At 32.5% G+C, this 21,227-nt stretch carries 38 protein-coding genes; 7 read left to right on the top strand and 31 right to left on the bottom strand.

Annotated features, from left to right (window positions below):
* Nucleotide 1: 1 nt before the first annotated feature.
* The 6 genes from ABJD27_RS16605 to ABJD27_RS16580 form a co-directional block, all read right to left on the bottom strand.
* Entirely contained in the window at nt 2-280 is a 279-nt protein-coding gene (locus ABJD27_RS16605; protein WP_348173630.1) for a hypothetical protein, read from the bottom strand.
* A 34-nt stretch (nt 281-314) separates the two neighbouring features.
* On the bottom strand, nt 315-683 hold the full coding sequence (locus ABJD27_RS16600; RefSeq protein ID WP_348173632.1) for a hypothetical protein: 369 nt from the start codon (nt 681-683) through the stop codon (nt 315-317).
* Nucleotides 684-758: 75 nt separating this feature from the next.
* Nucleotides 759-1,373 carry a hypothetical protein gene (locus ABJD27_RS16595; RefSeq protein WP_348173634.1) on the bottom strand — a complete coding sequence of 205 codons (615 nt, stop codon included), beginning with the start codon at nt 1,371-1,373 and terminating at the stop codon, nt 759-761.
* 58 nt (nt 1,374-1,431) lie between these two features.
* A complete protein-coding gene (locus ABJD27_RS16590) occupies nt 1,432-1,908 on the bottom strand; it encodes a hypothetical protein (RefSeq protein WP_348173636.1) in 477 nt (158 codons plus the stop codon).
* A 49-nt stretch (nt 1,909-1,957) separates the two neighbouring features.
* A complete protein-coding gene (locus tag ABJD27_RS16585; RefSeq protein WP_348173638.1) occupies nt 1,958-2,902 on the bottom strand; it encodes a hypothetical protein in 945 nt (314 codons plus the stop codon).
* Between the two features lie 2 nt (nt 2,903-2,904).
* Nucleotides 2,905-4,272, bottom strand: coding sequence for a hypothetical protein (locus tag ABJD27_RS16580; protein ID WP_348173640.1), 1,368 nt, complete (start codon nt 4,270-4,272; stop codon nt 2,905-2,907).
* A 221-nt stretch (nt 4,273-4,493) separates the two neighbouring features.
* Between ABJD27_RS16580 and ABJD27_RS16575 the strand changes: the two genes are divergently transcribed.
* Together ABJD27_RS16575 and ABJD27_RS16570 are read left to right on the top strand one after the other, a co-directional pair.
* Nucleotides 4,494-5,231 (top strand): SOS response-associated peptidase family protein, encoded by a 738-nt coding sequence (locus tag ABJD27_RS16575; RefSeq protein WP_348173642.1) that lies wholly within the window; start codon nt 4,494-4,496, stop codon nt 5,229-5,231.
* Nucleotides 5,232-5,391: 160 nt separating this feature from the next.
* Entirely contained in the window at nt 5,392-6,420 is a 1,029-nt protein-coding gene (locus ABJD27_RS16570; RefSeq protein WP_348173644.1) for a hypothetical protein, read from the top strand.
* Nucleotides 6,421-6,473: 53 nt separating this feature from the next.
* Here ABJD27_RS16570 and ABJD27_RS16565 read toward each other — a convergent pair whose 3' ends face one another.
* From ABJD27_RS16565 to ABJD27_RS16550, 4 genes are all read right to left on the bottom strand, one after another.
* On the bottom strand, nt 6,474-6,623 hold the full coding sequence (locus ABJD27_RS16565; RefSeq protein WP_348173646.1) for a DUF1643 domain-containing protein: 150 nt from the start codon (nt 6,621-6,623) through the stop codon (nt 6,474-6,476).
* A gap of 3 nt (nt 6,624-6,626) precedes the next feature.
* The gene (locus ABJD27_RS16560; RefSeq protein WP_348173648.1) at nt 6,627-7,550 is read right to left on the bottom strand and encodes a DNA cytosine methyltransferase; all 924 of its coding nucleotides are present in this window, start codon (nt 7,548-7,550) and stop codon (nt 6,627-6,629) included.
* Nucleotides 7,551-7,613: 63 nt separating this feature from the next.
* Complete coding sequence (locus tag ABJD27_RS16555) at nt 7,614-7,775, bottom strand: hypothetical protein (protein WP_348173650.1); 162 nt, start codon at nt 7,773-7,775, stop codon at nt 7,614-7,616.
* 3 nt (nt 7,776-7,778) lie between these two features.
* Entirely contained in the window at nt 7,779-8,000 is a 222-nt protein-coding gene (locus ABJD27_RS16550; RefSeq protein ID WP_348173651.1) for a hypothetical protein, read from the bottom strand.
* A gap of 79 nt (nt 8,001-8,079) precedes the next feature.
* Between ABJD27_RS16550 and ABJD27_RS16545 the strand changes: the two genes are divergently transcribed.
* Nucleotides 8,080-8,235 (top strand): hypothetical protein, encoded by a 156-nt coding sequence (locus ABJD27_RS16545; RefSeq protein ID WP_348173653.1) that lies wholly within the window; start codon nt 8,080-8,082, stop codon nt 8,233-8,235.
* Between the two features lie 21 nt (nt 8,236-8,256).
* Here ABJD27_RS16545 and ABJD27_RS16540 read toward each other — a convergent pair whose 3' ends face one another.
* Nucleotides 8,257-8,400 (bottom strand): hypothetical protein, encoded by a 144-nt coding sequence (locus ABJD27_RS16540; protein ID WP_348173655.1) that lies wholly within the window; start codon nt 8,398-8,400, stop codon nt 8,257-8,259.
* Nucleotides 8,401-8,478: 78 nt separating this feature from the next.
* Between ABJD27_RS16540 and ABJD27_RS16535 the strand changes: the two genes are divergently transcribed.
* Nucleotides 8,479-8,658 carry a hypothetical protein gene (locus ABJD27_RS16535; RefSeq protein WP_348173657.1) on the top strand — a complete coding sequence of 60 codons (180 nt, stop codon included), beginning with the start codon at nt 8,479-8,481 and terminating at the stop codon, nt 8,656-8,658.
* Between the two features lie 21 nt (nt 8,659-8,679).
* Here ABJD27_RS16535 and ABJD27_RS16530 read toward each other — a convergent pair whose 3' ends face one another.
* Nucleotides 8,680-8,832 carry a hypothetical protein gene (locus ABJD27_RS16530; protein WP_348173659.1) on the bottom strand — a complete coding sequence of 51 codons (153 nt, stop codon included), beginning with the start codon at nt 8,830-8,832 and terminating at the stop codon, nt 8,680-8,682.
* A gap of 125 nt (nt 8,833-8,957) precedes the next feature.
* Here ABJD27_RS16530 and ABJD27_RS16525 point away from each other — a divergent pair, with 125 nt between their 5' ends.
* A complete protein-coding gene (locus ABJD27_RS16525) occupies nt 8,958-9,158 on the top strand; it encodes a hypothetical protein (RefSeq protein WP_348173661.1) in 201 nt (66 codons plus the stop codon).
* Nucleotides 9,159-9,273: 115 nt separating this feature from the next.
* Here the strand turns inward: ABJD27_RS16525 and ABJD27_RS16520 are convergent, their stop codons facing one another.
* The 14 genes from ABJD27_RS16520 to ABJD27_RS16455 all read right to left on the bottom strand — a co-directional run bounded on the left by ABJD27_RS16520 (nt 9,274) and on the right by ABJD27_RS16455 (nt 15,661).
* Nucleotides 9,274-9,429 (bottom strand): hypothetical protein, encoded by a 156-nt coding sequence (locus tag ABJD27_RS16520; RefSeq protein ID WP_348173663.1) that lies wholly within the window; start codon nt 9,427-9,429, stop codon nt 9,274-9,276.
* Nucleotides 9,430-9,763: 334 nt separating this feature from the next.
* Complete coding sequence (locus tag ABJD27_RS16515; RefSeq protein WP_348173665.1) at nt 9,764-10,042, bottom strand: hypothetical protein; 279 nt, start codon at nt 10,040-10,042, stop codon at nt 9,764-9,766.
* 20 nt (nt 10,043-10,062) lie between these two features.
* Nucleotides 10,063-10,200: a hypothetical protein gene (locus ABJD27_RS16510; RefSeq protein ID WP_348173667.1), complete on the bottom strand. Its 138-nt coding sequence runs from the start codon at nt 10,198-10,200 to the stop codon at nt 10,063-10,065.
* 15 nt (nt 10,201-10,215) lie between these two features.
* Nucleotides 10,216-10,530: a hypothetical protein gene (locus ABJD27_RS16505; protein ID WP_348173669.1), complete on the bottom strand. Its 315-nt coding sequence runs from the start codon at nt 10,528-10,530 to the stop codon at nt 10,216-10,218.
* Between the two features lie 45 nt (nt 10,531-10,575).
* Nucleotides 10,576-10,707, bottom strand: a complete 132-nt coding sequence (locus ABJD27_RS16500; protein WP_348173671.1) for a hypothetical protein — start codon at nt 10,705-10,707, stop codon at nt 10,576-10,578.
* 17 nt (nt 10,708-10,724) lie between these two features.
* Entirely contained in the window at nt 10,725-11,384 is a 660-nt protein-coding gene (locus ABJD27_RS16495; RefSeq protein WP_348173673.1) for a recombinase family protein, read from the bottom strand.
* A gap of 80 nt (nt 11,385-11,464) precedes the next feature.
* Nucleotides 11,465-11,713 (bottom strand): hypothetical protein, encoded by a 249-nt coding sequence (locus tag ABJD27_RS16490; protein ID WP_348173674.1) that lies wholly within the window; start codon nt 11,711-11,713, stop codon nt 11,465-11,467.
* 34 nt (nt 11,714-11,747) lie between these two features.
* Nucleotides 11,748-12,110, bottom strand: a complete 363-nt coding sequence (locus tag ABJD27_RS16485) for a hypothetical protein (protein WP_348173676.1) — start codon at nt 12,108-12,110, stop codon at nt 11,748-11,750.
* The gene (locus ABJD27_RS16480; protein WP_348173678.1) at nt 12,107-12,415 is read right to left on the bottom strand and encodes a hypothetical protein; all 309 of its coding nucleotides are present in this window, start codon (nt 12,413-12,415) and stop codon (nt 12,107-12,109) included. The genes ABJD27_RS16485 and ABJD27_RS16480 overlap by 4 nt, the downstream gene beginning before the upstream one ends.
* Entirely contained in the window at nt 12,408-14,138 is a 1,731-nt protein-coding gene (locus ABJD27_RS16475; protein ID WP_348173679.1) for a hypothetical protein, read from the bottom strand. Before ABJD27_RS16475 ends, ABJD27_RS16480 begins: the two co-directional genes overlap by 8 nt.
* Before the next feature lie 64 nt (nt 14,139-14,202).
* A complete protein-coding gene (locus ABJD27_RS16470) occupies nt 14,203-14,547 on the bottom strand; it encodes a hypothetical protein (protein ID WP_348173681.1) in 345 nt (114 codons plus the stop codon).
* A 173-nt stretch (nt 14,548-14,720) separates the two neighbouring features.
* Nucleotides 14,721-14,924, bottom strand: coding sequence for a hypothetical protein (locus tag ABJD27_RS16465; RefSeq protein ID WP_348173683.1), 204 nt, complete (start codon nt 14,922-14,924; stop codon nt 14,721-14,723).
* Between the two features lie 105 nt (nt 14,925-15,029).
* On the bottom strand, nt 15,030-15,332 hold the full coding sequence (locus tag ABJD27_RS16460; protein ID WP_348173685.1) for a hypothetical protein: 303 nt from the start codon (nt 15,330-15,332) through the stop codon (nt 15,030-15,032).
* Between the two features lie 2 nt (nt 15,333-15,334).
* The gene (locus ABJD27_RS16455) at nt 15,335-15,661 is read right to left on the bottom strand and encodes a hypothetical protein (RefSeq protein ID WP_348173687.1); all 327 of its coding nucleotides are present in this window, start codon (nt 15,659-15,661) and stop codon (nt 15,335-15,337) included.
* Between the two features lie 148 nt (nt 15,662-15,809).
* Between ABJD27_RS16455 and ABJD27_RS16450 the strand changes: the two genes are divergently transcribed.
* Complete coding sequence (locus ABJD27_RS16450; protein ID WP_348173689.1) at nt 15,810-16,214, top strand: helix-turn-helix transcriptional regulator; 405 nt, start codon at nt 15,810-15,812, stop codon at nt 16,212-16,214.
* Nucleotides 16,215-16,266: 52 nt separating this feature from the next.
* On the opposite strand, the gene ABJD27_RS16445 is transcribed toward ABJD27_RS16450, so the two are convergent.
* From ABJD27_RS16445 to ABJD27_RS16435, 3 genes are read right to left on the bottom strand one after another with little or no spacing between them, the layout of a single operon-like run.
* Nucleotides 16,267-16,491 (bottom strand): hypothetical protein, encoded by a 225-nt coding sequence (locus ABJD27_RS16445; protein WP_348173691.1) that lies wholly within the window; start codon nt 16,489-16,491, stop codon nt 16,267-16,269.
* A gap of 9 nt (nt 16,492-16,500) precedes the next feature.
* A complete protein-coding gene (locus tag ABJD27_RS16440) occupies nt 16,501-17,031 on the bottom strand; it encodes a hypothetical protein (protein ID WP_348173693.1) in 531 nt (176 codons plus the stop codon).
* On the bottom strand, nt 17,000-17,176 hold the full coding sequence (locus ABJD27_RS16435; protein ID WP_348202070.1) for a hypothetical protein: 177 nt from the start codon (nt 17,174-17,176) through the stop codon (nt 17,000-17,002). Before ABJD27_RS16435 ends, ABJD27_RS16440 begins: the two co-directional genes overlap by 32 nt.
* A gap of 336 nt (nt 17,177-17,512) precedes the next feature.
* Between ABJD27_RS16435 and ABJD27_RS16430 the strand changes: the two genes are divergently transcribed.
* Nucleotides 17,513-17,908, top strand: coding sequence for a hypothetical protein (locus ABJD27_RS16430; protein ID WP_348173697.1), 396 nt, complete (start codon nt 17,513-17,515; stop codon nt 17,906-17,908).
* A gap of 3 nt (nt 17,909-17,911) precedes the next feature.
* On the opposite strand, the gene ABJD27_RS16425 is transcribed toward ABJD27_RS16430, so the two are convergent.
* Both ABJD27_RS16425 and dsrP read right to left on the bottom strand, forming a co-directional pair.
* Nucleotides 17,912-19,180, bottom strand: coding sequence for a tyrosine-type recombinase/integrase (locus tag ABJD27_RS16425; protein WP_348173699.1), 1,269 nt, complete (start codon nt 19,178-19,180; stop codon nt 17,912-17,914).
* Between the two features lie 788 nt (nt 19,181-19,968).
* Nucleotides 19,969-21,195 (bottom strand): sulfate reduction electron transfer complex DsrMKJOP subunit DsrP, encoded by a 1,227-nt coding sequence (gene dsrP / locus ABJD27_RS16420; protein ID WP_348173701.1) that lies wholly within the window; start codon nt 21,193-21,195, stop codon nt 19,969-19,971.
* Between the last annotated feature and the right edge of the window lie 32 nt (nt 21,196-21,227).

The following is a 21,227-nucleotide window of genomic DNA, read 5'->3' as shown; positions in this document are numbered from 1 at the left end:
TCTAGCATTCTTCTGAAATATAATGTGACACCTCATATACACATCTTAATTCTTTTTTTAGTCCTTTTTTAGACTTATCAAAAACAATAGATACTGTGTCATTTAGTACATTCCCATTACCTCCGAATCTTACCGTAGAAAGAGGTTTAAGAGGCAAACCCATTACAGTTACATCACAAGTACCTGTGTTTACAAACTGGCACTCATCCCAACTATTTAATCTAAATTGTTCATCATCATTAGCGATTAAAATGTCAGCTATTTTTGAGCTCCTTGCCATATTGATTTTGTTTAATAATTTTACTGAAGCGGACTTAACAAGACTTGTTTATCCATATCACAAATACAAGTTCTACAACAAGATCAGTTGTAGCTACTATATTTGTAGTAGATATCATTACATCAAGGCGAGAACCTCCATTATCAGCTATTTCAAATGCCCGTTGTTCAAAAGAACCAATTCCACCATCAAGCCAGGTAATATCCATTGTCTTAAGGATAGTATCACCATTACGATCTATACGAACTCGCACCAATCCATCTTGTGCAGGCCTATGTACTCCTCCTACAAATAGGCGATCTCCTTTAGGTAAGTCATCCATGTTTACAGATATTTGATTACTTCCTACGGGAATTGTAGCAATGACTGATCGTTGTTCTCTTTTATAATTTAATTGATCCATCGATATTTTGTATTAAAAAAACCGCCTAACCTAAACTAGGCTAGGCGGTTTTAGATTTATATAAAAAAGTGTGGTTTATTTTGATTTAAGACGTGTGATTTGACCACCTATCATAATTTCAAAAAAGTGGTTTGATGAAGCAGCAACAGCACCTTCAGCAAGTACAAGATCTTCTGGAAATTCAATTTCTATTTCAAAACGCTGTCCATTTACAAAATAAATAAAGCCAGGTAATGGTTTATAGTACTCCTCAGGAGATTGTTTTATACCTCTAGCTGTTAAATCAGCAATAGGCAGACGTAAAATCTCACGATTACTCTGACGTATAATTAGTGTTCCATTACGTAGTGTACCAGGTAGCGCAGTTGAGTAATTAAGAGATCCTGGGTTTGCATCAACAGCAGCAGCACTATATCCTACTCTTATTCCATTGGCTACAAAAACTTCATCTGTATCAAATTTTCGATTTTGAATGTTAACGACCCCTTTTACAAAATCTGTTTTTGATTCTAAAAGAGGGTATGTACTAGACGCTCCCGTAATGTTTTGACGTATGTGTAAAGTGTGTGGAACTAAACGAACACGATCACCAATGATGTCTTGATTTAATGTTCCTTGAAAATTTCCTTGAGTCGCATTTTCTTTAATAAAACCAGACGCATCAAGCATTAATTGTGGTGTATTATTCATGATAATATTTTTATTTATTATTAATTTTATTGTTCAAAGTGTAGTTAATAGATATTTTCTAGTACATTCCTACGGCTGGGTTCCCTTCTAGTTCGTAGTACTCTTGGCTCTCATTATATGCCATGTTTAAGGCGGTGGAATCCTGTCCATAATCCATATAGTCTGTATAATGACCTCCACAGCTATCATCTGGACAGGCAAGGCCTAATGATCCGTACAATAGTTTTTCGCTCATTGTAAATCCTTGTTTACTTGGTAATGCTTTTACACCCGAGAGTTTTACTACGGCACCATAAGCCTCACGAGCTACCATTCCCACCCCTGCATACTTACCTACAGAGAGTAAACCTCCATCATCTGGAAGTACGATTGCTCCAAGGGCACCAACTGATGCTCCGCCTATTTGTCCTACCATTTTGTATTCTTGTGGTACAACTGCACCAGCAGCGCCACTTACCATAAAACCTGCTATAAGACCTGCAACTTTTAAAGCTGTTCCTACAACATTTTTTTGATTAATTTTATCAGTTTTCATATTTATTTATTATGGGTTAAAAAATTACTTAATTGTGGTTTTTAAAAGGTTACTTTTTCTTTTTGGCTGTCATAGCCTTACTTATTCCAACTACAGTTGCTAACGCTAGTAGACCTTTTAGAATAGTGTTTGATTTCTTTTTTGGAAGATCAATCACTATTGTAGGCATTGCTGGTTTTGTAGTCTGTACCGTTGGTTTAGTTACTGGTTTTGTGACTTGCCCAGTTGGTCTTGGCTTCACTATTGGTTTATTATTTTCTGGTCTAAATGGAGGTGTTTGAAAATCAGGTAAAGCAGTAATAGGTATAACTGGTCTTATAATGTCTGTAATAGGTTTGGTAGGCTTTATACCTCCATCATGTGGTGAATCCCCTGGATTAATTACTGGAGGTAGTACTATTGTATTTACAGGTTTACTGCTAAAAAAAGGTACTTCTATTGTATATGATTTACCATTCCAGTTTATTATATCTGGACCATTTAATATAGCTCTAGTACTTACAGGGGTAGTCCCAACATATATTTTACCTCCTACACTCGCTAGTGCATTTACATACAAATCTTTATACTCTATTATAGCATCTTTAATGACAATCGATTTTGCATAATTAAGGTCCTCTCCTTTGGCTTTAACTTGATAGTACTTAACAAGGTTTTGCATCTCATTAAGATTGTTGTTAACTAACTTGATTGTATCAATATGTAATAATTGACTTCGAGTCTTTTTGCCTTGAAAAATCAAAAGCTTACGTTCAAACCATTTATTAAATCTTTGTTTTGCCCAGCTATCTAACTGATTATCTATCGCTGGTGAAAATTCTGTTTGGGAAGAGAACTTATCTTGTTGATCTGGTATTGCTTGAATGGCAATACCTATTATTATCCCTACAGGTCCTCCAATAACAGCAGCAGCAGCTCCAGCAATCTTTTTCCAATTTCTACAAAACCAACCGCATTTTTTGCCAAGTCCTAATTGATATTTATATGTATCCATTCTTATTTTTTGTTTTTCTGTGATTTATATGCTGCATAGGCTACTCCAGCTATTAAAAGCCCCCCTACTACTTTACCTACGCCTGCTTTTTGAGGTGGATTTGGTTTTGGCCCTTGATTTGTTGGTTTTGATGGGGTTGATGGTCTTGGTTTTGTTGGAGGTGTTGGTTTTGGTTTTGTTGGAGGTGTTGTAGAAGTTGTTGGCCTTGTAGGAGTTGTTGGCATTGATGTAGTTGTTGGCCTTGGTGTAGTTATTGGCCTTGGTGCTGGATCAGAAAAATTACGGATAGCATATACCTTCGCAATAATTGTTTCATCTAAACGAAATGTACCTCCCCCTTGTCCTGACTTATTTTTTAAACGGTGTTCTCCTGGTACTTGTCTTGTCCCTGTTTCTACTAACTCTTTACCTTGCCCTGCGAGAGTACCCCCTATTGCACCTAACATTACTTTTTTAAACGCTATTAAAAGCTGCTCTGCTAACTGGCCACCATCACGAGTACATTCTACAAACTTATCTCTTTGTAGTACCTGCATTGCTAATATGTATATGTCTAAATCAAGCATATATTTATTTATATTAGCTACCGATGGATTATTTTTAATCCCTGAATTTTCTAATATAAAAGGCATATCTATCTCATGATTAGACTTTGCCTCTGCTGGACTGAGAGAAGATCCAAAACAGCTAAAATCCCAGCCGTTCGCAAACACAGCTCCAAAAGTTCTATTATACCATGCTGAGTCTTGTATTTTCTCTGCAACTTCTTCTATCGTTTCTTCGTTAGTGTTTCCACTTGATGAATCTGTTCCTGCTAGTCCTATATGATTAAGTTTCATAAACTCGTCTTTTTTTTCTAAAAAATAAACTTCACTATTGTTTGATACTGTGCCATCTAGCACATAATAATATCCTGTTATATCACGATCATTTTGATCTACAGGAACAACTACATATACATGCGTCCATTTTTCTGGATGAAAACTCGGTTGCCGTACTTGACGTATCGCATGGGGTACCCCCATTTGTGACAAAAGGCAAGAAGCAAACACCGAAAATGTTTTACAATCGGACGATGGTGTGTTACGGGTTGCCCATGCACATGCTGGAGACTTTATAACCTGTAATGCTCCATCTGCCTTATATGCAATGTTGCTGTGTAAAAAATGGTGTATACTCGCTATAGTTGCGGGTAGGGTACTTTTTTTAAGTATTGGAGCAAGACGTTTTACGTGATTGCTATACGCTGTCACCCATGATTGCATCATAGTTACGGTATGAAAAGTATCGCCCGTACCTAGTGATCTCTCTTTACAATCACTTTTAGGAATGTATCTATCATAGGGGGAGGGATTCTTTTTTACCATCATTTACGGTTCATTATGTATCAGAACATGTAATTATGAGTGTAAATATGAGGGTTACTATAGAGGGGGGGGCTACTTTGCGAAGCGAAGCGGACACTATTGGTCACTATTTACCCTTTGCGCTAGTTTAGAAAAGAAAAAAAATGAAGAAACACATAATTACCTAAGAATCATTATTAAACGATTTGTCAAATATTCCCTAATTTTGGAGTATGTGCTACGCTTTGTCCCTATCAAAGAAAGAACATCAATTGTCGGATTTTCATACTCAAACAGATTTGTTTGTAGATCCGCCATTGGTGTATGAGCCCACTTTTCATAATAATGGGTTTAATCATGAGAATGTCTTTATCATTCCTCAAGAAAATGCAAATAAGATCGTTCCTGCTAGATGGGGATTAATTCCTTATGAAGAGCTTATCTCTGGAGACGGTAAACCCATTAAATTTGACAACTTAAATACTAGAGATGATAAAGTATTTACTTTTAAATCCTGGAGCGATTCTATATTTAAAAATCGATGCCTTATACTCGCTGATGGTTTCTTTGAACCGCATAGAAGAGGCGAACAAAGCTATCCCGTATATTGTTATTTAGAAGGACATAAATTATTTGCATTTGCTGGGATTTACACTGAAAATGAAGACGAACTATACACGGCCTCCATTATCACAGTAAAAGGTAATAACCAATTCCAAGAAATACACAACAATAAGTTAAACTATAAAAAAAAGCTTGATGCTAGAATGCCATTAGTACTAGATGATCCCTTTCACTGGCTTAGAAATGATCTTGATAAAAATGCTATCACAGAACTCATGATGTTTGGCTCTATAAAAGAGGATTTTAAAGCTCATACCGTAACTAGAGAATTGTATGCTCAAGGAAAATCATTTACCTATAATCCCAAAGCAATAGAACCAATTATTTACTCAGATTTGTTTGGAGAGATTGAATTTTGAGTATTAATTTAATCTCATAATTATTTGACCCACAAAAGCATATAATAATTATTTTGTACTTTTTGGTGAAATTTGGCTCTGTATTAATCTAAAATTAGAGCTTTTTAACACTTTAAATTTCATTTATAAAATTCGTTAGCAATAAGTAAAACATAACAATATGGAGAAAGTCATCAAAAGTGTTTTATTTTTTCTAATCAAACTAATTATTATAACACCAATTCTATTATTGGTTACATTTCTCATCCTTATATTTTATCTAATTATTGGAGTCATAATAGTCCCTGTGCAAGTTATAAGATATATAGGATTAACTACTTTAGCTGCAATTCAATCAGCATTTGCAAATAAAGATTATACTAATGTCTTTTTAGATGCTTTATTCGAGTTTTGTAAAAAGTATTTATTGTTTTTCGGGCAAATCTTTTATATTCCTATGGCAATTTGGATTCCTGCAGACGAAAATCCTTCAAAATTAGCCGATATATTAGAATATGAATGGAAAGTACTATCAAAAAACTGGATCTGGACTGTATTAACTTATTTAGCACTTATAATTTCGTTTACAATAACGTTTTCTTCTTTTGGCCTTAAGGCATTGGACTATTCAAATCTAAAAAAAGTTGAAAAGAAAGAGAAAGAGAAAGAGAAAGAGAAAATTTACAATGATTTAAATGAAGTGGCAAAAAAAGATAATTCTGATAGTAAAACAAATCAATCTTTAATTGATTCTATTTCTTATAAAAACTCTAAGAAATTAAAGAAGATTACTGAAAATAATGAGAAACAAATTGATAGTCTGAATAATGTCATAGGAATAATAACAAAATATAAATCAGATGATTTAAGAAAAATTAAAAATCTTCAAAATAAAATTAAATCTTTAAAGTTTGAAAATCAAAACATTAAAAATAGTACTAAAATTATTAATCCTTACTCAATTACAGTTAATCAAATGCTTGGTAAATGGGAAGTTGTAAATGAAAATGCAACGTGGACTATCAGTCAGAATGGTAAAGTGTATAGAGTTTATAACAAAAACATTAAAACCAATTTTACTTGGAATATTAATGATGGAATTTTGCGCCTAGGAAATAATAATAACTGGCTGATAAAATCATATATCAATAACAAAATAGAATTGTACCATTTAGAGAGCGGGAGAACTCGAACTATTCGAAAAATATAAAAGTTAGGCTCTGTATTTCTACAACATTTTTTTGTATTGTTCTTAATTTTTATTTAAGCAGCTTTACTAGGGTTTAGCATAATGAATACGGCTATAGGTTTGGATTCATCCCAAACTCTATACAAATCATATCGATACTTTTTACATATACTGATTGTTGCACCTGTTAGACCTTGAAATAATGTTTGTGCTTGTTGTATCATATCCTACTGTAATTTTGAATTATTAATATGTTTATCCAATAGCATACTAAATGCTTTTGATGCAGTTTGACTTACTACCCCATTGCCATATTGGCGAAGAAGCTCTGTTCGAAAGTCGTACCCATTAACTGTGCAGTCCACTCCGGGTTCAACCGCTCGTTTTGCTTCCCATTCGTATTGCTGTTGTCCGGGGTAAGCTGGCCATTGATTGCTAACTTTGATAAACTTTCTTGTTGCGTATTCTTTGCTGCTTTCTCCGTTTCGCTTGCTTGAGGAGTTGGCCAGTTTTTTACTTGTTTCTCTAAATCTGATTGTATCTTCTTTCCTTCTGCAGTTTTGTAATAAGTTCCCATCCAAACCCAATCTTCTTTCTCTTTGCGCTTGCAACTCATCGATGTAGGTGTTATCCATTGCGAGGATGAAGACTCTTTTTCTTTGATGAGGAGCGCCAACTTCTTCCGCTGTAAACAATCCCGCTTCAACGCTATAACCCAAATTTTGTAAGCTTGCCAAAACATAGGGGAAAGTTCCTGATAAGTGTCCTGCGACATTTTCAAAGAAGCACCAAAAAGGGTTAATGGCGTCGATGCATTGCTCAATATGCGGGTAAAGAAATCTGTCATCGTTCCAAAGCTCTCTTTTTCCGGCAAGGGATTCTCCTTGACACGGATAACCTCCAACGATTCCATGTACTTTGTTATGAAACGGTTTTGGATCGAAGGTTTTAAGATTCGTCCAAATAGGTGCTTTATCCACCACACCCGATTCCATCGCTGATACCAGGTTGAAGTTTTGAAAGGCTTCGATCTCCACATAAGCGATAGTCCTTGTGGGAATGATTGAAGAAATTCCTTTTTCGAGACCTCCGTATCCGTAGCAAAAAGATAATATTCGCTGTTCGTTTGTATGTTCTTTGGTACTATCCACATTTTTCAATTACTACTATTTATTTGAGTTGTTGCAAAAAATGCAACAACTGGATTACTACAGTTAATTGTTTTCTATCATCCATTGATAGCCTTTAGTAAATCCTTCCATCATACCATCGATATAGTTTTCATGTTCTTTTGATATTTTACCGCATTGCCTTTTGCAACTATCCTCAATAGACGTTCGCATATTATCTAAATCTAAATTTGTTGGCGTTTTCATATTCTACAGGTTTTGTTGATTAATGCCTTCTATTTTCATAGCTTTTAAAGTCAAGTCTATCTTAACACTAGAGACTAATACTATTTCAGTTCCACATCCACCATCTTCATCATTACAGGAAACTATCTCAGTCTCTCTAAATGATTTTACTTCATGTGAATGGTACTTATTAATGAATTTGCAATGAGGACATTCAAATTCTACTTTGCTAAATGTATGTTTCATGTCGTTTGTGTTACGTAGGATCTACACCTACAGTTAAAATTGTTTTCAATACCTTTATATTTAATATAATCATCTAATAATGAACATATTTAAAAGGTTATTCGTTTTTTTAGGTTTCTTTTTCATGTCTACTTCTAGAGAAATAAATGAAGATTTAGATTATGGAATGCAAAAAACATCTGGAGAAGACCCACCTCCTTCTGAAGAAATGGAAAATGAACCAGATCCTAATTAATAGAAAACACTTCTTTGTTAACTACAGATTTAATGTTTTTGTAAACACATCAATATCTCCTTTTAATTCAGGAGAAATCTCATGTGTTGAATTAGTATCACAATGTTCTTCTAAAACTCTCTCTAAAAGTTTTTTTGCTTCTTCTAAAAAAATATCATCGTACATAATTCTACATTTTTTGTTAATATCTATTTTCTAGTTGCTTTTCCTTTTTACTTAATTTTATATTCAAAACTCTTACTCATGTACGATTACATCATTTATCAATTCGATATTCAAGAAGTCCAAAAGACTCAAGATTGGATTGACACATACGGAAAAAAAGGTTACAAAATCATCAACATACATTACTACGATGATCTAGCTCGGTATACTTTAGAAAGAGCGAGAGAGAATGATAGACCTTTTCACAGTAATAGATAAGCTATATTTTATACTAAAGTATTAATCAAGTTCTGGTTTGTCTGTATCTTCAAATAACCAAGTAAGTGTATCAAAGATTGATTGCTCCCAAGTATTCAATCCTCCATCGTCTATTCGACCATAAAGTGTGTCTAACATTTCTTTTGCTTCCTGTTCTTTTTCTGCTGTTATCATATCGTTTTTGTGTTTAACGTAGTAAATCGATTACTACAGTTTAAATGTTAATTGCGGATTTACCGTAACTAATTGATTATTATTTGCTTTATCTTTTATCATTATTAATCTTAAATATTCTAATTATGTTAAAAAACTTTTCTACTTTAGGTACTGTTCTTACTAAAAATCAACAACGCTCTATTAATGGAGGAGCTGACACTTGTACATATATTGGTGGACATACTTTCGAAGGTCAGTATGGGACCTATCGTTTGAATACATATGATTGTGTGTCTGAGAATGGAGAACACTATAGGGCTACTGTTCACATTATCTTAAACTAAATTATAGAGGGTTATTTTACCATCTTTTTTTGTTATATTTTAATTCAGTTGTCAACTATAAATTGACAACTGCTTTTTTTAGGCGTAATCAAAAAGACTACTCTATTTATGAAATTTACTTTTTGGTTTTTCTATGGCAAGGAACCACTCTGAAATTCTCTTGCTTTAAATAATTTTCACATAATTCTAATGTGTTTGCTTCTGCAACTAATTCCAGTCTTTTATCTGGAGTTAACTTATACACTATAAATCCTGTTTCAATATCTTTCATCGTTTACTACAGTTATTTTAAATTACCCCTTATATATAGCAACAATTCGTATTGCTAAAAATCAGTAATAATCTTGATGTTATTTCATTTAAAAAAAAACTAGCTTTACTCTTTATAAATTTTATACCGATAATAATATGATGGCAGGATGTCCAATTACAGGCGATTAAAAATTTCAAACAAATTAGAGACGGATTATATCAATCCGCTGTTATCCATGTGATTTTGTTAGACATTATCAATTTGGATCTTTCCCAAAAATTTAGCAACTACAAGTTAATATTGCTTGTAGCATTATTAATTAAAGCAGTTTTTGAACCTCCATAATTAATATCTACAGTATTTCAGGTTCTAATTCTATTTCTCTTACTGGAAATGGTCGCGTCCACTGACTTCTTCTCATTCCTTCTTTTTTAAGTAGAAATTCAACTGTAGGATGCTTCATTTCCATAGTCTTCATATCCATAATCTTAGCAGATCCCCAACGCCAATCAAGTATATCATACTCATCTGGCTCTACTGCCTTTTTACTACTGAATAATCCACCACTAAATGTTCGCTTAGTGCCTACCATATCAATGTATTTTTGAGGCATTTCGATTGTTTCTTCCATATTTATTGATTTTGTGATTACTACAGTAATTTATTAAGGTCGTTCACTACTGTATTCAATTCAGAGACTACAGCATTACAACTTGGTGTATTATAATTTGATAATTCTTTAGATCGTAACTTATACATTTCAATGAGTAATTTTAGGTTTTCTTCCATCGTTAACTACTGTATTTATAATGCTTTAATAGTGATCTTTTTTTCTTCGCAATCATTATCTGGTTCACCATACCTTAATACTGCAATAGCTCCATTTAACAATATTTCATTTTCTAAAATATCTTTTACACCAGCATATAAAATATCAGTTGAAGGGCCATACATATAAATGGTACCTTCTTTTAATTCTAGGTCAATAGCATGTCCATCAAACTCTCCAATATCTTTATCAATGATTCTATCCCTAAGTTTATCCTCTAGTTTGTGTAAGTCTGTAATGTCATTTAATTCTGTACTAAAATTCACTAATAATGCTTGTTCTTTTACCATAATATTAATTTGTTATTTCGATTCTTTTAAGTAGAGTATCGATACCTACTCTTGCTGATTACAAGATTCCTCCATCCAACATTCATCACAAATGTCAAAGCCAATTACTATTTCATTTTGAGTTTTTCCACAAGAAGAACATTCATTTTCTGGTAATCTATTATTATCTAGTTTCATATCGTTGTTATTAAAAGTCACTCTTTATTAAATTCTATCTTACTATTCTTAATTCTATTATTATTTCCTTTATTCTTATGATGTAATGATCTATCAACACCTTCATGATCCAGACATTTATAAACTGTATTAGGAGCTATCTTCATTGCTTTACAAATCTGAGATAAAGATGTTGTTGGATTTTTCCACATTATTGCTACTACTGGGGCTTTTTCTTTTATTCTGGCACTTAATCCCTTTGGACGGCCTCCAAACTTTCCTCTCCTTCTAGCGGACTCTAATCCTGCTCGTACTTTTTCATTACTTTGTTTTCTCATAAATTGACCGATGATTGCAAAAACATAAAAGATTAATTCTCCTTCTGGAGTCTCAACAGATTCAGTATTTATTGCTGGGTTTGTTATGTCTTGGAAATGAATTCCATTCTCACCAAAATGTTCTATAAGAGTTATCAAATACTTAACACTTCTTCCTAATCTTGTTAAGTCATAAAAAATCACTTTATCTCCTTTTCTAAGTTTACTAAGTAATTTTTCTAATTCCTTACGATCATTTTTTGCTCCACTATCTTCATCTGCATAAATGTTATTTTTTTCTATTCCCAATAACTCAAATCTATCAATCTGAATATCTAATTTTTGAGATTCGCTACTAATTCTTGCATATCCAAATACCATATTCTTTACTTTAGTTTCGTGTATTAGTTTTATATAATTTGTTATTCTAACTGGAAGAAATAAAATACCTCTACCCCCATTTACATTAAAAACTCTGTTGTATATCCTACAGGATAACCTATTTGTTCTATAAGTTGTTCAAAAACAGTACGGTCTATTACATTAACATATACACTTTTCCCTTGCTCTCTTAGGATTTCGTTTACGTACCTTCTTATTGTCTTACGTGGAAAAAGAGGGTACATACGTTTTAATTCAACTTTACTTGGCGTGCTAGGTAGTGGTAGTAATGTAGTACTCGATTTTTCGTATTTATCCTTTAAGCCCATTGGTCTGTTGTGTATTGTTTTTTTATTTCTATACCTACGGTAGTAGATATCTATCTTTATCATCATTACTTAAGAGAGAATCTATTTGTATATACAATCTAGTCGCAGATGCTTTCTCTTTAGGGTGTATGCTATTATTCATGAGATATAGCAAAGAATCTCTAAGCGTAATCGCATCATGGGGGTCTAATTTTAGAGTACTTATTAAAGGGGGCTCTCTTAGGTTAAAATATTTTTTCAACTTGTGATGATAACACCATAATAAAGAATATTGCATGTGGTATATTGCAGTATTATTTGCTATTAATAAATTACCTACGGTATGTAGATATAATTCTATAGCAATACCATGTATACCCCTATCCTCATGCGTTACCTTTATAATGATTCTATTCATAATTTTACTTTACCACAGAGGTTTCCATCTTTATAAAACATAAGTACCTGAGTTGCAATACACAGTTTATGGTTACGTAAACTATACTCCATTTTTTCCATAATTATTTTATCGTTATACCTATTATACTTAAGACGACTATACCATACAGGATTATAGTAGGTCCCATTTCTATGTACTTTAAATTCCTGATATCCATTTTTAAGACAAATGACCATTTTAATCTTACTGCAATTTCTACAGCTTATACTATTTCCGAGACCACAGGTACACTTCTTTGATGATTTTCTTTCTTGACTAGGCATTTGCTTGATATTCTATACGTTCTAATTCTTTAAGGAGTAATTGATTGATATTTTGATATACAGATTTATCAAGATTCTCTACAGCATACCTATGTAATGTACCTAGGTCACATTCACCATAGATATAAGCTCTTATTTTTTCTCTAGCTTTTTGAATATCTGTTTTATTTCGGCTATCCTTTACAGCTTCAAGTTTTCTGATAGCTTTACTTTTAATCTTGTTATCATCTTTCTTAAAATGTATATAGGCATACTGGAAGCTGTTGTTTTCTTTAAAGGTGCGCTGCGGATCAAAGTAATTACTTGGATAAGATGGTTTCCAATCGGGGTGTGCTTTCGCGAAAGCGTAAATCTCTTTTAAAACTGTCCTAATTTTCAACCACTTTAAGGCGGTATGATGCTTGGCTAATGGCTTTCCTGTAAACGAAACAAACATGTCTGTTTTCCATTTTTTATATGCATTAACCCAGGTACCAGGATGCACGTTATCCAAAGACTGCATAAGAGCATTACAGGATCTAAATACATCTTGAATAGCCAATTCTATAAAATCATCAGGGTGTAGTGCTCCCTTTTTTGCTTCTGATGCAATGGTCCCTTCATGCAGTGGGGTATATTCATAATATTTACCTTGACTAAGATCCTTAGCCAATTGAGCTGGAGTATCTATTGTAGTGGCCAAAGCTGTCGAATGCGGATTTTTTGTGCGGCCCTTGGTGATTTTTTTTTGTAGTTCTCCAGAATTTTTAACACCCTGCATTTTGGGTGGTCTTGTAGAAGACAACGCAGTTGACTGCCGTATTGGAGCGTTAGCGGAAATTCCTTTATCTCTATACTTATTATTAACTAATGAGGGTCTACTAGAGACATTATTATACCCAACTTTCTTGGCTTCATAATTCGTAAGAGTCTGATTATCAGTAATAATCTTTTTTGTTTTGAAATTGTCTGAAACGTGCAAAATTTCAGGGTTTACATGCACTGTAACTGGTTTTCTATGTCCATGGTTCTCGTACCCTATTAAGATTTTTGCTTTCATTAGACGGTCTCTATGATGCCTTAACGTGTTCTTTGAAAAGTCTAATATTTTACAACCGTCCCTTTCCAATTCTTGCAATTTATTAGGGTACACCTCTAGTTTAGGTAGGGGTAGGTATATACTACGCCCCATAAGCTTAGTATATTTACGTTGAAGTGTAAGTTGCCGCTGGTATTCATACAGCAAAGCCATCATAAGTTTTTCTGTTACTGGCTTGAGAGGTTCCTTTACATGTTTTTGGCGTAACCACTCCCCCCCCTTTTCTTGATTATATTCTAATACCATGATATTATAATCATCTGGATCTAAATGAGCATGATCATGTTGCCATTTTCTTTCTTCCGCTTTTTGTATAAATGGTATATTTTGCCCTTTTCTAAAGGAGATCACATTGGTATTATAGGCATCTATTGGAGTGTTAAAAACTGAAGCTTCTGTATTATACTCTTGCATCTTTACCCTATATGCTTTCATCGTTTTTGTGAGATCACTATCGTGTCCAAAAACAGTGAGTACTGGTAATGCATAAAGTACTGTCCCTTCTGGCCACTCAGACCGAACCATTGGTCTAGTTTTTCTGGTTGTATTTTGAGATACAATACCATGTTGGTCTTTAGTGGGGATTAATAGATCACTTACCTTTTTTACGGTGCCGTATTTCCTGACGTTACCTGATTCTTTCATAGTTATTTTTTAATTTATACTATTACCTGGATAGAGTTTTAAAGATTTCTTTCTATAATTACCACTATCCAGGCTGCACATCTCTGCACTTGGGTATTTTTAAACTATCGAGCTTAGGGTGTCTAATTTTATAGGGAGTGAAAAATTTATTTTGAAGATCTTGAGAATAATAACGCTTTCGCGAAAGCGGTTTCATATCCAAAAAAAGAGTAATAAAGGAGGGACTATTTAAGACATATAGCATCTGTACATTTGCTTTTGTATCCTCACATAACGTTAAATCTGAAAGGACACAACTTGTAAACTCTATTTTGTTACATTCCATAAATGCCATTACAGAACTATACTTTATATAGATCACTATAGTACCCCCTATAAAAATGATAGTAGGTACTATTATGTATATCATATTATACATCATATCCTAGCTTAATTAATTTTAGTGGTATAAAAAAAGCCTCCAGTAAACAACACATTTCGGGGGTGAAAGGCGCGTTTTGTAAATTGGCAATCTTATTTTGTGAATAAGACTGTGCGCTTTGTGTCGTACTGGAAGCTAAAAGAGTGTTCATTGCTCTATAATTATGATTGTAATGCGTGTACTTGTGCGTCAGAATAGATCCTTATATGAGTTGCAGTACCTTCTTGTTTAAGCTCTCTTTGTTTTTTAGTAACTTGTTTAAGAGTAAAGGTTTGAACACCTTCGAGGCTTTCATCAAAAGAGCCTGTTTCCTGTAAATACGTGTCGTAAACAACGTTTTCTAAAATAAAATTTCCTTGTGCCATAATGATGTATTTAAAAAAACAGGTGACAGACAGTAATCAACACTTTTACTAACCAAACTATTTATAAAGAATCTGTCACCTGCAAAAAATGTATGTATATCAACCTTAAATATTTCTCTTATTATTAAATTCTATCAAATCAAGTCTTGTAATTTCATAGCTTTTACCATTTGCTTTTGCTTTAAGCTTAATACCTCTTACCCCTTCCTTTATCCAATTAATAATGGTAGCTGTTGTTTTCCTCATTTCTTTAGCAACTTGTGAAGTAGTAAGGATTTCCCTTTTCTGTTGTTGTTCTGTAAAAACACGAATAGCAGTTTCTGATGCACTTTTGCTTATGGAAGCAACAAAACTTTCTAAATACTCCTGATCCATAATAGTTACATTATTTACTTTAGTTATATGCATAGCTATAGAGGGTTTACTTCTATAGATTTTTTAACTTCAATAAGTGATAGTGTATGCTCTTTAAGAATTTTTAACACAATACTTTGAGCAAATATTGGAAACTCCCCAGATCCAAACCAATGGTTTTTTACAGTATTGATACCTCGTTTACATTTGGCAGCTACAAGTTTTTGGATTTTTCCTCTAGTACCATTTTTATCAAGAGTATTATAAAGAGTCATGATTTGCTCATTTATAGGTATCCCTTCTTTTTGTGCCGTAGTTGGATCTTGAAACAAAGAAAGATTGTTCTTATGGGTATGCTCAATTACATTAGGGATAGTTTCCATATATTTGTCATTATCTGTTGTTGATACAAATATATTACAGTTTTTACATATTTTGCAATATAAAAATGAAATTTATGTAATATTTATAATCATTCTAAATAATTATAGAAACTCACTTAATTCAAATATTATATAATTTAGCTTCCCTATGCTGGCCAAAGAAATAATAAATAGATTATTAGAAGATAGCAATAAAAATTCTTCGCAATTTGCTGATTTCATAGGAGTTAGCACTCCAACTATTACTCGTATACTTAATGAAGAAACATTAAAGATATCTAGGAATTTAGCTAATAAAATATGTGATAAATTTCCTGACGAAGATGTTTTTAAACTTACTAATGCTTCTGAAAAAAATGTAAATAGTGTAAAAGAATTAAAAGTCAAAGTAGGCGTACATGAAGTATCTGCAGATGAGTTTATGATTGCTTTTGCAGAAAATTTTGAAGAAGGGGTACTATTAAAAGAACATAAAACTTTTAAGCTTATAGTAGGTAACGAAATCAAGCAAGGTATTATTGACTATTTAACTGACGATAGAACTAAGGCATAAAAAATCTGCTGTTATAAGCAGGTATCTAAACAATTACTATTTACTAAAGTTATTAGAAGAATACAGGATTAAATCCTTTATTTAAATCTGTAGTGGTAAACCTTATTTTAAGATGATTGGAAGATCTAGCTTTTTCTATATTAGATATTTTTTCATCTAACGAATTTCCTTGCTCTTTAAGGCGTTTCTCAATACGATCAATAGCAGTTTTAGCATCATCCTTGCGAATAATCCCTAAATCTCTCCATTTCTCTATTTTCTTTCTACTATCTCCCATTATACTACATTAGATATCAATTTCATCTACAAATTCATCAAACTCTTCAAAATATTTTTTATGTTCAGTATCTGGAACATGACTTGGAGCTATAGAATTAGCCCAATGATACATTTTTGAAAAACCTACTTTAAGTTTTTCTTCTAAGGGAGTGTAATATTTATTAGTTAAATATGCAAAAACAGTTAGCCCAATCGCAATTCCAGAAAGAAGTGAATAGTATTGTGCATTTGTAAAATCCTTTATAGCGATGAAAGTATAAGCTATATAAAAAAGACCAATACAAGTAACTAGATATGCTTTTATTCTATGAGCTGGCTTCAATTCCTGATTGACTTGTTTTATATCAATAAGCATACTAATACCAATAAAGAAAGCAAAGAGAGCCCATCCAATAGAATCAAGGAAAGAAGCCATCCATCTCCAATGAAGAACGCCTTCTTGCCCGACTCTTGCAAATAAGTGTAGAAAAGGCGAAAAACACGCCAATACTACAAATACGATACTGCTAGTTGTTCTCCTGGTTATCAGGGATGCCATTACAATTTGTATCGTTTGGCGGACAGTTTTCGTTCGGGTCTGTTGCGAGTTCTTGTTGTTCTTCATTGCTTATTTCAGGTTCGCATGATGTGATCATTGACATTGTAAATAATGCTAGTACTGAAGTAATAATAAACTTTTTCATTGTTTGGTGTATTAAAGGTTAATCCTTCAATTTACCGTATAAAAAGCCTACATATAATCAGTTAGCATCTATTTTATAAATATATTATTAACATGATTTTTCTCGGAAATTTCCCCCTAACCGAGCTATATCCCTCTATATAATTGTAAGAGGGGAACTAATATATATTAATTTTAACAATTAGCTACCCGTAATATTACGGTTTTCCCGCATATTTTAGGGAAATTGACAATTTTAACATTTTTTAAACAATAGTTTTACGGGAACCCGTAAAAAGTTCGATTTTTATTCTATTTTTTTTTACGTAGGTTTGAAATAACTAAAAATCAACGAATTATGAAATTACTGAATGATGAAGAGAAAATTATTGAATTAACTTCAAACAAGCTTTTATTGACAAATAAAAGAATGATAAAATATGGGGATAAGTACGCAAGTATTCCACACAGTCATATAAGTATGATTAAATTAGATTTTAATCATAACCCTAATTTAATATCAAATGTTATTCTTTTTACAATAATTGCGTTTGTACTATATGTAGCATTTCCAATAATTGCCTTTCTTCCATTTATTTTACCTGTATATTATTTGTTTCAATACTTCAATAGTAGACACTATAGTATAAAAATATGCTCAACTGGAGGAGGAATTATTGAATCAAAAATATCTGGATCACAAAAAAAGACTGTACTCGATTTCATATATAGAGTAGAGGAAATTATTCAGTAGCAACTAATTTTTATAATACTCATCATATAGTGTAAGGAGTTTTTCTGCATGTTCAGTAGGGGTCACTTTTATGTAGGATAAAAATGTTTCTTCTTTAGAATGGCCCGTTATCTTCATGATAGATAATGTCGGGAAATTCATTTTATACAAATTGGTAGCAAAGGATCTTCTACAGGTATGAGAGCTTATTAGCTTATACTTTGGATATCTACCTGGTACTTTTCTCTTATTTTTCATTACAGATCCAGCAACAACCTGTTTTATACCAACGGCGCGACATACTGTTTTTATGTGTTTATTGTAATGTACATCTTGCATCTTTGTAGGCATCCCTCTTTTATTAATAATCTCTTTTATATGATGATGCAATGGGATCACTACTTTAATGCCAGTACTATCTTTTGTTTTCTTAGGCTGCACTTCTATGAATTTTTCAGTAATATCTATAGGTGGTAAATCCATTAAGTCCCCTACCCTCAAACCTACCCAACAACCAATTACACACCAATCCCTTGTTTTTTGATAGGTTTTATTAAAGGAGAAATCATGTTTTAAAAGTGTCTCAATTTCAAAATGATTAAGGTATACACTTTTAGACTCTTCTTTAATTACAGAAAATGTTTTCTTCTTGTAATCCTGATGTACCTTATAGTTATATTCACTCTCTGCAAGACCCAAAAAAACAATCATATTCTTTATAATATCACCAGTATAATTAACGCTATATTTCTTTTCATCTTGAAGGAATACTCGTAAATCATCATATATAGATATGGTAAATCCAGTTATAGGCACTCTTCTGTTTTTAAAAGATTCGTAATCCTTCAACCTATTATTGGCCGTTTTGTATTGTTTTATCTTAGTAGAAGCATATTTCCTCTTGGTATTTCGATTTATAAGTTCCGGAGCTTTTAATATAAAATCATCTACAAAATCAGTTAAATATTTGAATTTTGAAATAGTATGATTCCCTTTAAATTCAAGATCAAATCGTTCTTTTAAAACAATCTTTGTTATAGGAATTTCATGTATTTCTAAAGTGTCTAATGTTTTAATAAGAAAGTCCGAATATCTTTGAAGTTTCTTAGATAAGACACTTAAATCAGTTCTTCCTCTTTTTGATTTAGGGACTTTGGCATCAAAATTCCAATCTGTAGGTTTTACTTTTTGACTAGTAGAATACTTGAATTGTCTCTCTTTTGGATCAATAAAATAAGTCAATATAATAAGTGTATCTTTATCAGACTTAGGTTCTTTGAGATTGAAGTACATTCACATAATTGTTTACACAAATATAACATAGTTGATATTATCGTTGATACTTTTACTATTTATTATTTTATAATATTATAAAAACAGAAGTAAACAACACTGTAAAACCAATAGTTAACAGCTTTGTTTACTGCATTCGTTCAAAATGAGGCTAAATATACAGTCATCCTGTCGAGGTCACAACATAAGTCTAAACCCCCTGTAAAAACAGGGGGTTTTTATTTTAGTGATGTTACCTTCTGATGTGTTTGGAGAGATTGAGTTTAAACAATCTACAATATTCTGACCCCCTACTATTTAAAATTTCGACTATTAGCTATTTATATTTTATTTTTAAAACATGAATAGGCTTAAGATTTTTCAGATTATAGCCTCTTTAATTACAATCGCAAATTTTATATACTCTTTTTTGATTCGAAGATGAGTGTACAAATAGATGTGGATTTTTTTTTTATATATCACAATTAATAATAATAATTTTTACTAAAGCATTATTAGAAATAAATACAGAGTTATAAAACACAATTATTGTTAGAAGTTACTCGCTTAATCGATTTAAGTTAATCTAAATCGAATTCTACAATTATTTATTATCTTAATGTCTTATTAATCTTAAAAAATTGATTTATGTTAGAAAAATTTGAAAAATTCGAAATCCAAAAACCTCAAGTAATTTATGGAGGAAGTCATGGCAACGGCACAGGTATACCTCCTGATGGTTTTTTAAGATAAACTCAAGCGAGTTTTGGCTCGCTTTTCTTCCTCCCTTGTTTTTCAAATCCTACTATTTATATCTTTTTATCTTTAAATCTCAATTCTCCTGTTTCGATTTTGATAGCCGTTTTTGCTAAAATGGTGAAGACAAAAGCTCCTAATGCCCATATGCCTATGGTAACCCCTACTTCTATACCTGTAGGTAGATATTCGACTATTTTGCCATAAGGCCCAGGTATAAATCCTGGAACTATAAGACCAAATCCTTTTTCTATCCATATAGCAACAAATAGGATAAAACAACAAAAATATAGCACTTTTAGATTATTGCGTAGCTTCCCAAAGGTGAGCATAATCGTTGCAATTACATTCAAAGGAATTGCTGTCCAAATCCACGGTAGTAGCGCATCTTTACCATGAAGTCCAAAGAAAAGATAATAAGCGCTTTCACTATGATGCGTAGGTGCGTAAAACTCTTTAAATAATTCAGAAACTAGCATAATCAAATTTATTTGAGCGGCGACCGTTACGATCATGGCAATTTTCTTGATTGTTTTGTCTGGTATTTTAAAAGCAGTAAAAGAACGAATCACTGCTAAAACTAGAATAATTAAAGCTGGACCTGCGGCAAATGCAGAAGCAAGGAATCGAGGACCTAATAAGGCATTATTCCAAAATGGTCTTGCTTGTAATCCTTGATATAAAAATGCCGTTACTAAGTGAATTCCTACTGCCCAAAAAACAGATAATACAGCACCTGGAACATAGATATTTTTTTTTGCTTCCTTACCTTGATAATGTCTAAAAAGTATATAAAAAGGGATACTGATATTAATAAAGAGATATCCGTTTAATACAATAACATCCCAAGTTAACATTGAATTAGGGAAGTTAAAAACCCCTATCCCAGGAAGCATATGCCACAATACAGAAGGCCCTCCCATATCAGCCACTACAAAGGCCAAACACATAATCAAAGCTGCAACAGCAAGCCCTTCTCCAATGAGTACAGCTTGTTTAAAATCTATATCCTTTAACACATAAGTAGGCATTACAAGCATTACCGCAGCGGCAGCTACACCTACTAAAAATGTGAAATTTGAAATATAAAGCCCCCAACTAACACGGTCAGACATTCCCGTGACACTAAGACCTTCTTCTAGCTGAATGGAATAACAATACATCCCAATAAGCATCACAAGGGCTAAAAATCCCATCCAAATATGATACTTTTTAGATCCTTTAGTAATCGTATCTAAACTATCAATCACTAAACTTTTAAAAACTTTAAATCGTCTCATTATATATCGTTTTAAACCAACGCTGTGATTTA

Source organism: Dokdonia sp., assembly GCF_039945015.1.
Taxonomy (GTDB): domain Bacteria; phylum Bacteroidota; class Bacteroidia; order Flavobacteriales; family Flavobacteriaceae; genus Dokdonia.
Note: the sequence above shows the minus strand (reverse complement) of the source record. Positions and strands in the feature narration are given on the sequence as shown.

What these genes read in the sequence shown, in the direction of transcription:
- ABJD27_RS16605 (WP_348173630.1), bottom strand. Translation starts at nt 280, where the DNA reads ATGGCAAGGAGCTCAAAAATAGCTGACATTTTAATCGCTAATGATGAT.
- ABJD27_RS16600 (WP_348173632.1), bottom strand. Translation starts at nt 683, where the DNA reads ATGGATCAATTAAATTATAAAAGAGAACAACGATCAGTCATTGCTACA.
- ABJD27_RS16595 (WP_348173634.1), bottom strand. Translation starts at nt 1,373, where the DNA reads ATGAATAATACACCACAATTAATGCTTGATGCGTCTGGTTTTATTAAA.
- ABJD27_RS16590 (WP_348173636.1), bottom strand. Translation starts at nt 1,908, where the DNA reads ATGAAAACTGATAAAATTAATCAAAAAAATGTTGTAGGAACAGCTTTA.
- ABJD27_RS16585 (WP_348173638.1), bottom strand. Translation starts at nt 2,902, where the DNA reads ATGGATACATATAAATATCAATTAGGACTTGGCAAAAAATGCGGTTGG.
- ABJD27_RS16580 (WP_348173640.1), bottom strand. Translation starts at nt 4,272, where the DNA reads ATGATGGTAAAAAAGAATCCCTCCCCCTATGATAGATACATTCCTAAA.
- ABJD27_RS16570 (WP_348173644.1), top strand. Translation starts at nt 5,392, where the DNA reads ATGGAGAAAGTCATCAAAAGTGTTTTATTTTTTCTAATCAAACTAATT.
- ABJD27_RS16565 (WP_348173646.1), bottom strand. Translation starts at nt 6,623, where the DNA reads ATGATACAACAAGCACAAACATTATTTCAAGGTCTAACAGGTGCAACA.
- ABJD27_RS16555 (WP_348173650.1), bottom strand. Translation starts at nt 7,775, where the DNA reads ATGAAAACGCCAACAAATTTAGATTTAGATAATATGCGAACGTCTATT.
- ABJD27_RS16550 (WP_348173651.1), bottom strand. Translation starts at nt 8,000, where the DNA reads ATGAAACATACATTTAGCAAAGTAGAATTTGAATGTCCTCATTGCAAA.
- ABJD27_RS16545 (WP_348173653.1), top strand. Translation starts at nt 8,080, where the DNA reads ATGAACATATTTAAAAGGTTATTCGTTTTTTTAGGTTTCTTTTTCATG.
- ABJD27_RS16540 (WP_348173655.1), bottom strand. Translation starts at nt 8,400, where the DNA reads ATGTACGATGATATTTTTTTAGAAGAAGCAAAAAAACTTTTAGAGAGA.
- ABJD27_RS16535 (WP_348173657.1), top strand. Translation starts at nt 8,479, where the DNA reads ATGTACGATTACATCATTTATCAATTCGATATTCAAGAAGTCCAAAAG.
- ABJD27_RS16530 (WP_348173659.1), bottom strand. Translation starts at nt 8,832, where the DNA reads ATGATAACAGCAGAAAAAGAACAGGAAGCAAAAGAAATGTTAGACACA.
- ABJD27_RS16525 (WP_348173661.1), top strand. Translation starts at nt 8,958, where the DNA reads ATGTTAAAAAACTTTTCTACTTTAGGTACTGTTCTTACTAAAAATCAA.
- ABJD27_RS16520 (WP_348173663.1), bottom strand. Translation starts at nt 9,429, where the DNA reads ATGAAAGATATTGAAACAGGATTTATAGTGTATAAGTTAACTCCAGAT.
- ABJD27_RS16515 (WP_348173665.1), bottom strand. Translation starts at nt 10,042, where the DNA reads ATGGAAGAAACAATCGAAATGCCTCAAAAATACATTGATATGGTAGGC.
- ABJD27_RS16510 (WP_348173667.1), bottom strand. Translation starts at nt 10,200, where the DNA reads ATGGAAGAAAACCTAAAATTACTCATTGAAATGTATAAGTTACGATCT.
- ABJD27_RS16505 (WP_348173669.1), bottom strand. Translation starts at nt 10,530, where the DNA reads ATGGTAAAAGAACAAGCATTATTAGTGAATTTTAGTACAGAATTAAAT.
- ABJD27_RS16500 (WP_348173671.1), bottom strand. Translation starts at nt 10,707, where the DNA reads ATGAAACTAGATAATAATAGATTACCAGAAAATGAATGTTCTTCTTGT.
- ABJD27_RS16495 (WP_348173673.1), bottom strand. Translation starts at nt 11,384, where the DNA reads ATGGTATTTGGATATGCAAGAATTAGTAGCGAATCTCAAAAATTAGAT.
- ABJD27_RS16490 (WP_348173674.1), bottom strand. Translation starts at nt 11,713, where the DNA reads ATGGGCTTAAAGGATAAATACGAAAAATCGAGTACTACATTACTACCA.
- ABJD27_RS16485 (WP_348173676.1), bottom strand. Translation starts at nt 12,110, where the DNA reads ATGAATAGAATCATTATAAAGGTAACGCATGAGGATAGGGGTATACAT.
- ABJD27_RS16480 (WP_348173678.1), bottom strand. Translation starts at nt 12,415, where the DNA reads ATGCCTAGTCAAGAAAGAAAATCATCAAAGAAGTGTACCTGTGGTCTC.
- ABJD27_RS16475 (WP_348173679.1), bottom strand. Translation starts at nt 14,138, where the DNA reads ATGAAAGAATCAGGTAACGTCAGGAAATACGGCACCGTAAAAAAGGTA.
- ABJD27_RS16470 (WP_348173681.1), bottom strand. Translation starts at nt 14,547, where the DNA reads ATGATATACATAATAGTACCTACTATCATTTTTATAGGGGGTACTATA.
- ABJD27_RS16465 (WP_348173683.1), bottom strand. Translation starts at nt 14,924, where the DNA reads ATGGCACAAGGAAATTTTATTTTAGAAAACGTTGTTTACGACACGTAT.
- ABJD27_RS16460 (WP_348173685.1), bottom strand. Translation starts at nt 15,332, where the DNA reads ATGCATATAACTAAAGTAAATAATGTAACTATTATGGATCAGGAGTAT.
- ABJD27_RS16455 (WP_348173687.1), bottom strand. Translation starts at nt 15,661, where the DNA reads ATGGAAACTATCCCTAATGTAATTGAGCATACCCATAAGAACAATCTT.
- ABJD27_RS16450 (WP_348173689.1), top strand. Translation starts at nt 15,810, where the DNA reads ATGCTGGCCAAAGAAATAATAAATAGATTATTAGAAGATAGCAATAAA.
- ABJD27_RS16445 (WP_348173691.1), bottom strand. Translation starts at nt 16,491, where the DNA reads ATGGGAGATAGTAGAAAGAAAATAGAGAAATGGAGAGATTTAGGGATT.
- ABJD27_RS16440 (WP_348173693.1), bottom strand. Translation starts at nt 17,031, where the DNA reads ATGGCATCCCTGATAACCAGGAGAACAACTAGCAGTATCGTATTTGTA.
- ABJD27_RS16435 (WP_348202070.1), bottom strand. Translation starts at nt 17,176, where the DNA reads ATGAAAAAGTTTATTATTACTTCAGTACTAGCATTATTTACAATGTCA.
- ABJD27_RS16430 (WP_348173697.1), top strand. Translation starts at nt 17,513, where the DNA reads ATGAAATTACTGAATGATGAAGAGAAAATTATTGAATTAACTTCAAAC.
- ABJD27_RS16425 (WP_348173699.1), bottom strand. Translation starts at nt 19,180, where the DNA reads ATGTACTTCAATCTCAAAGAACCTAAGTCTGATAAAGATACACTTATT.
- dsrP (WP_348173701.1), bottom strand. Translation starts at nt 21,195, where the DNA reads ATGAGACGATTTAAAGTTTTTAAAAGTTTAGTGATTGATAGTTTAGAT.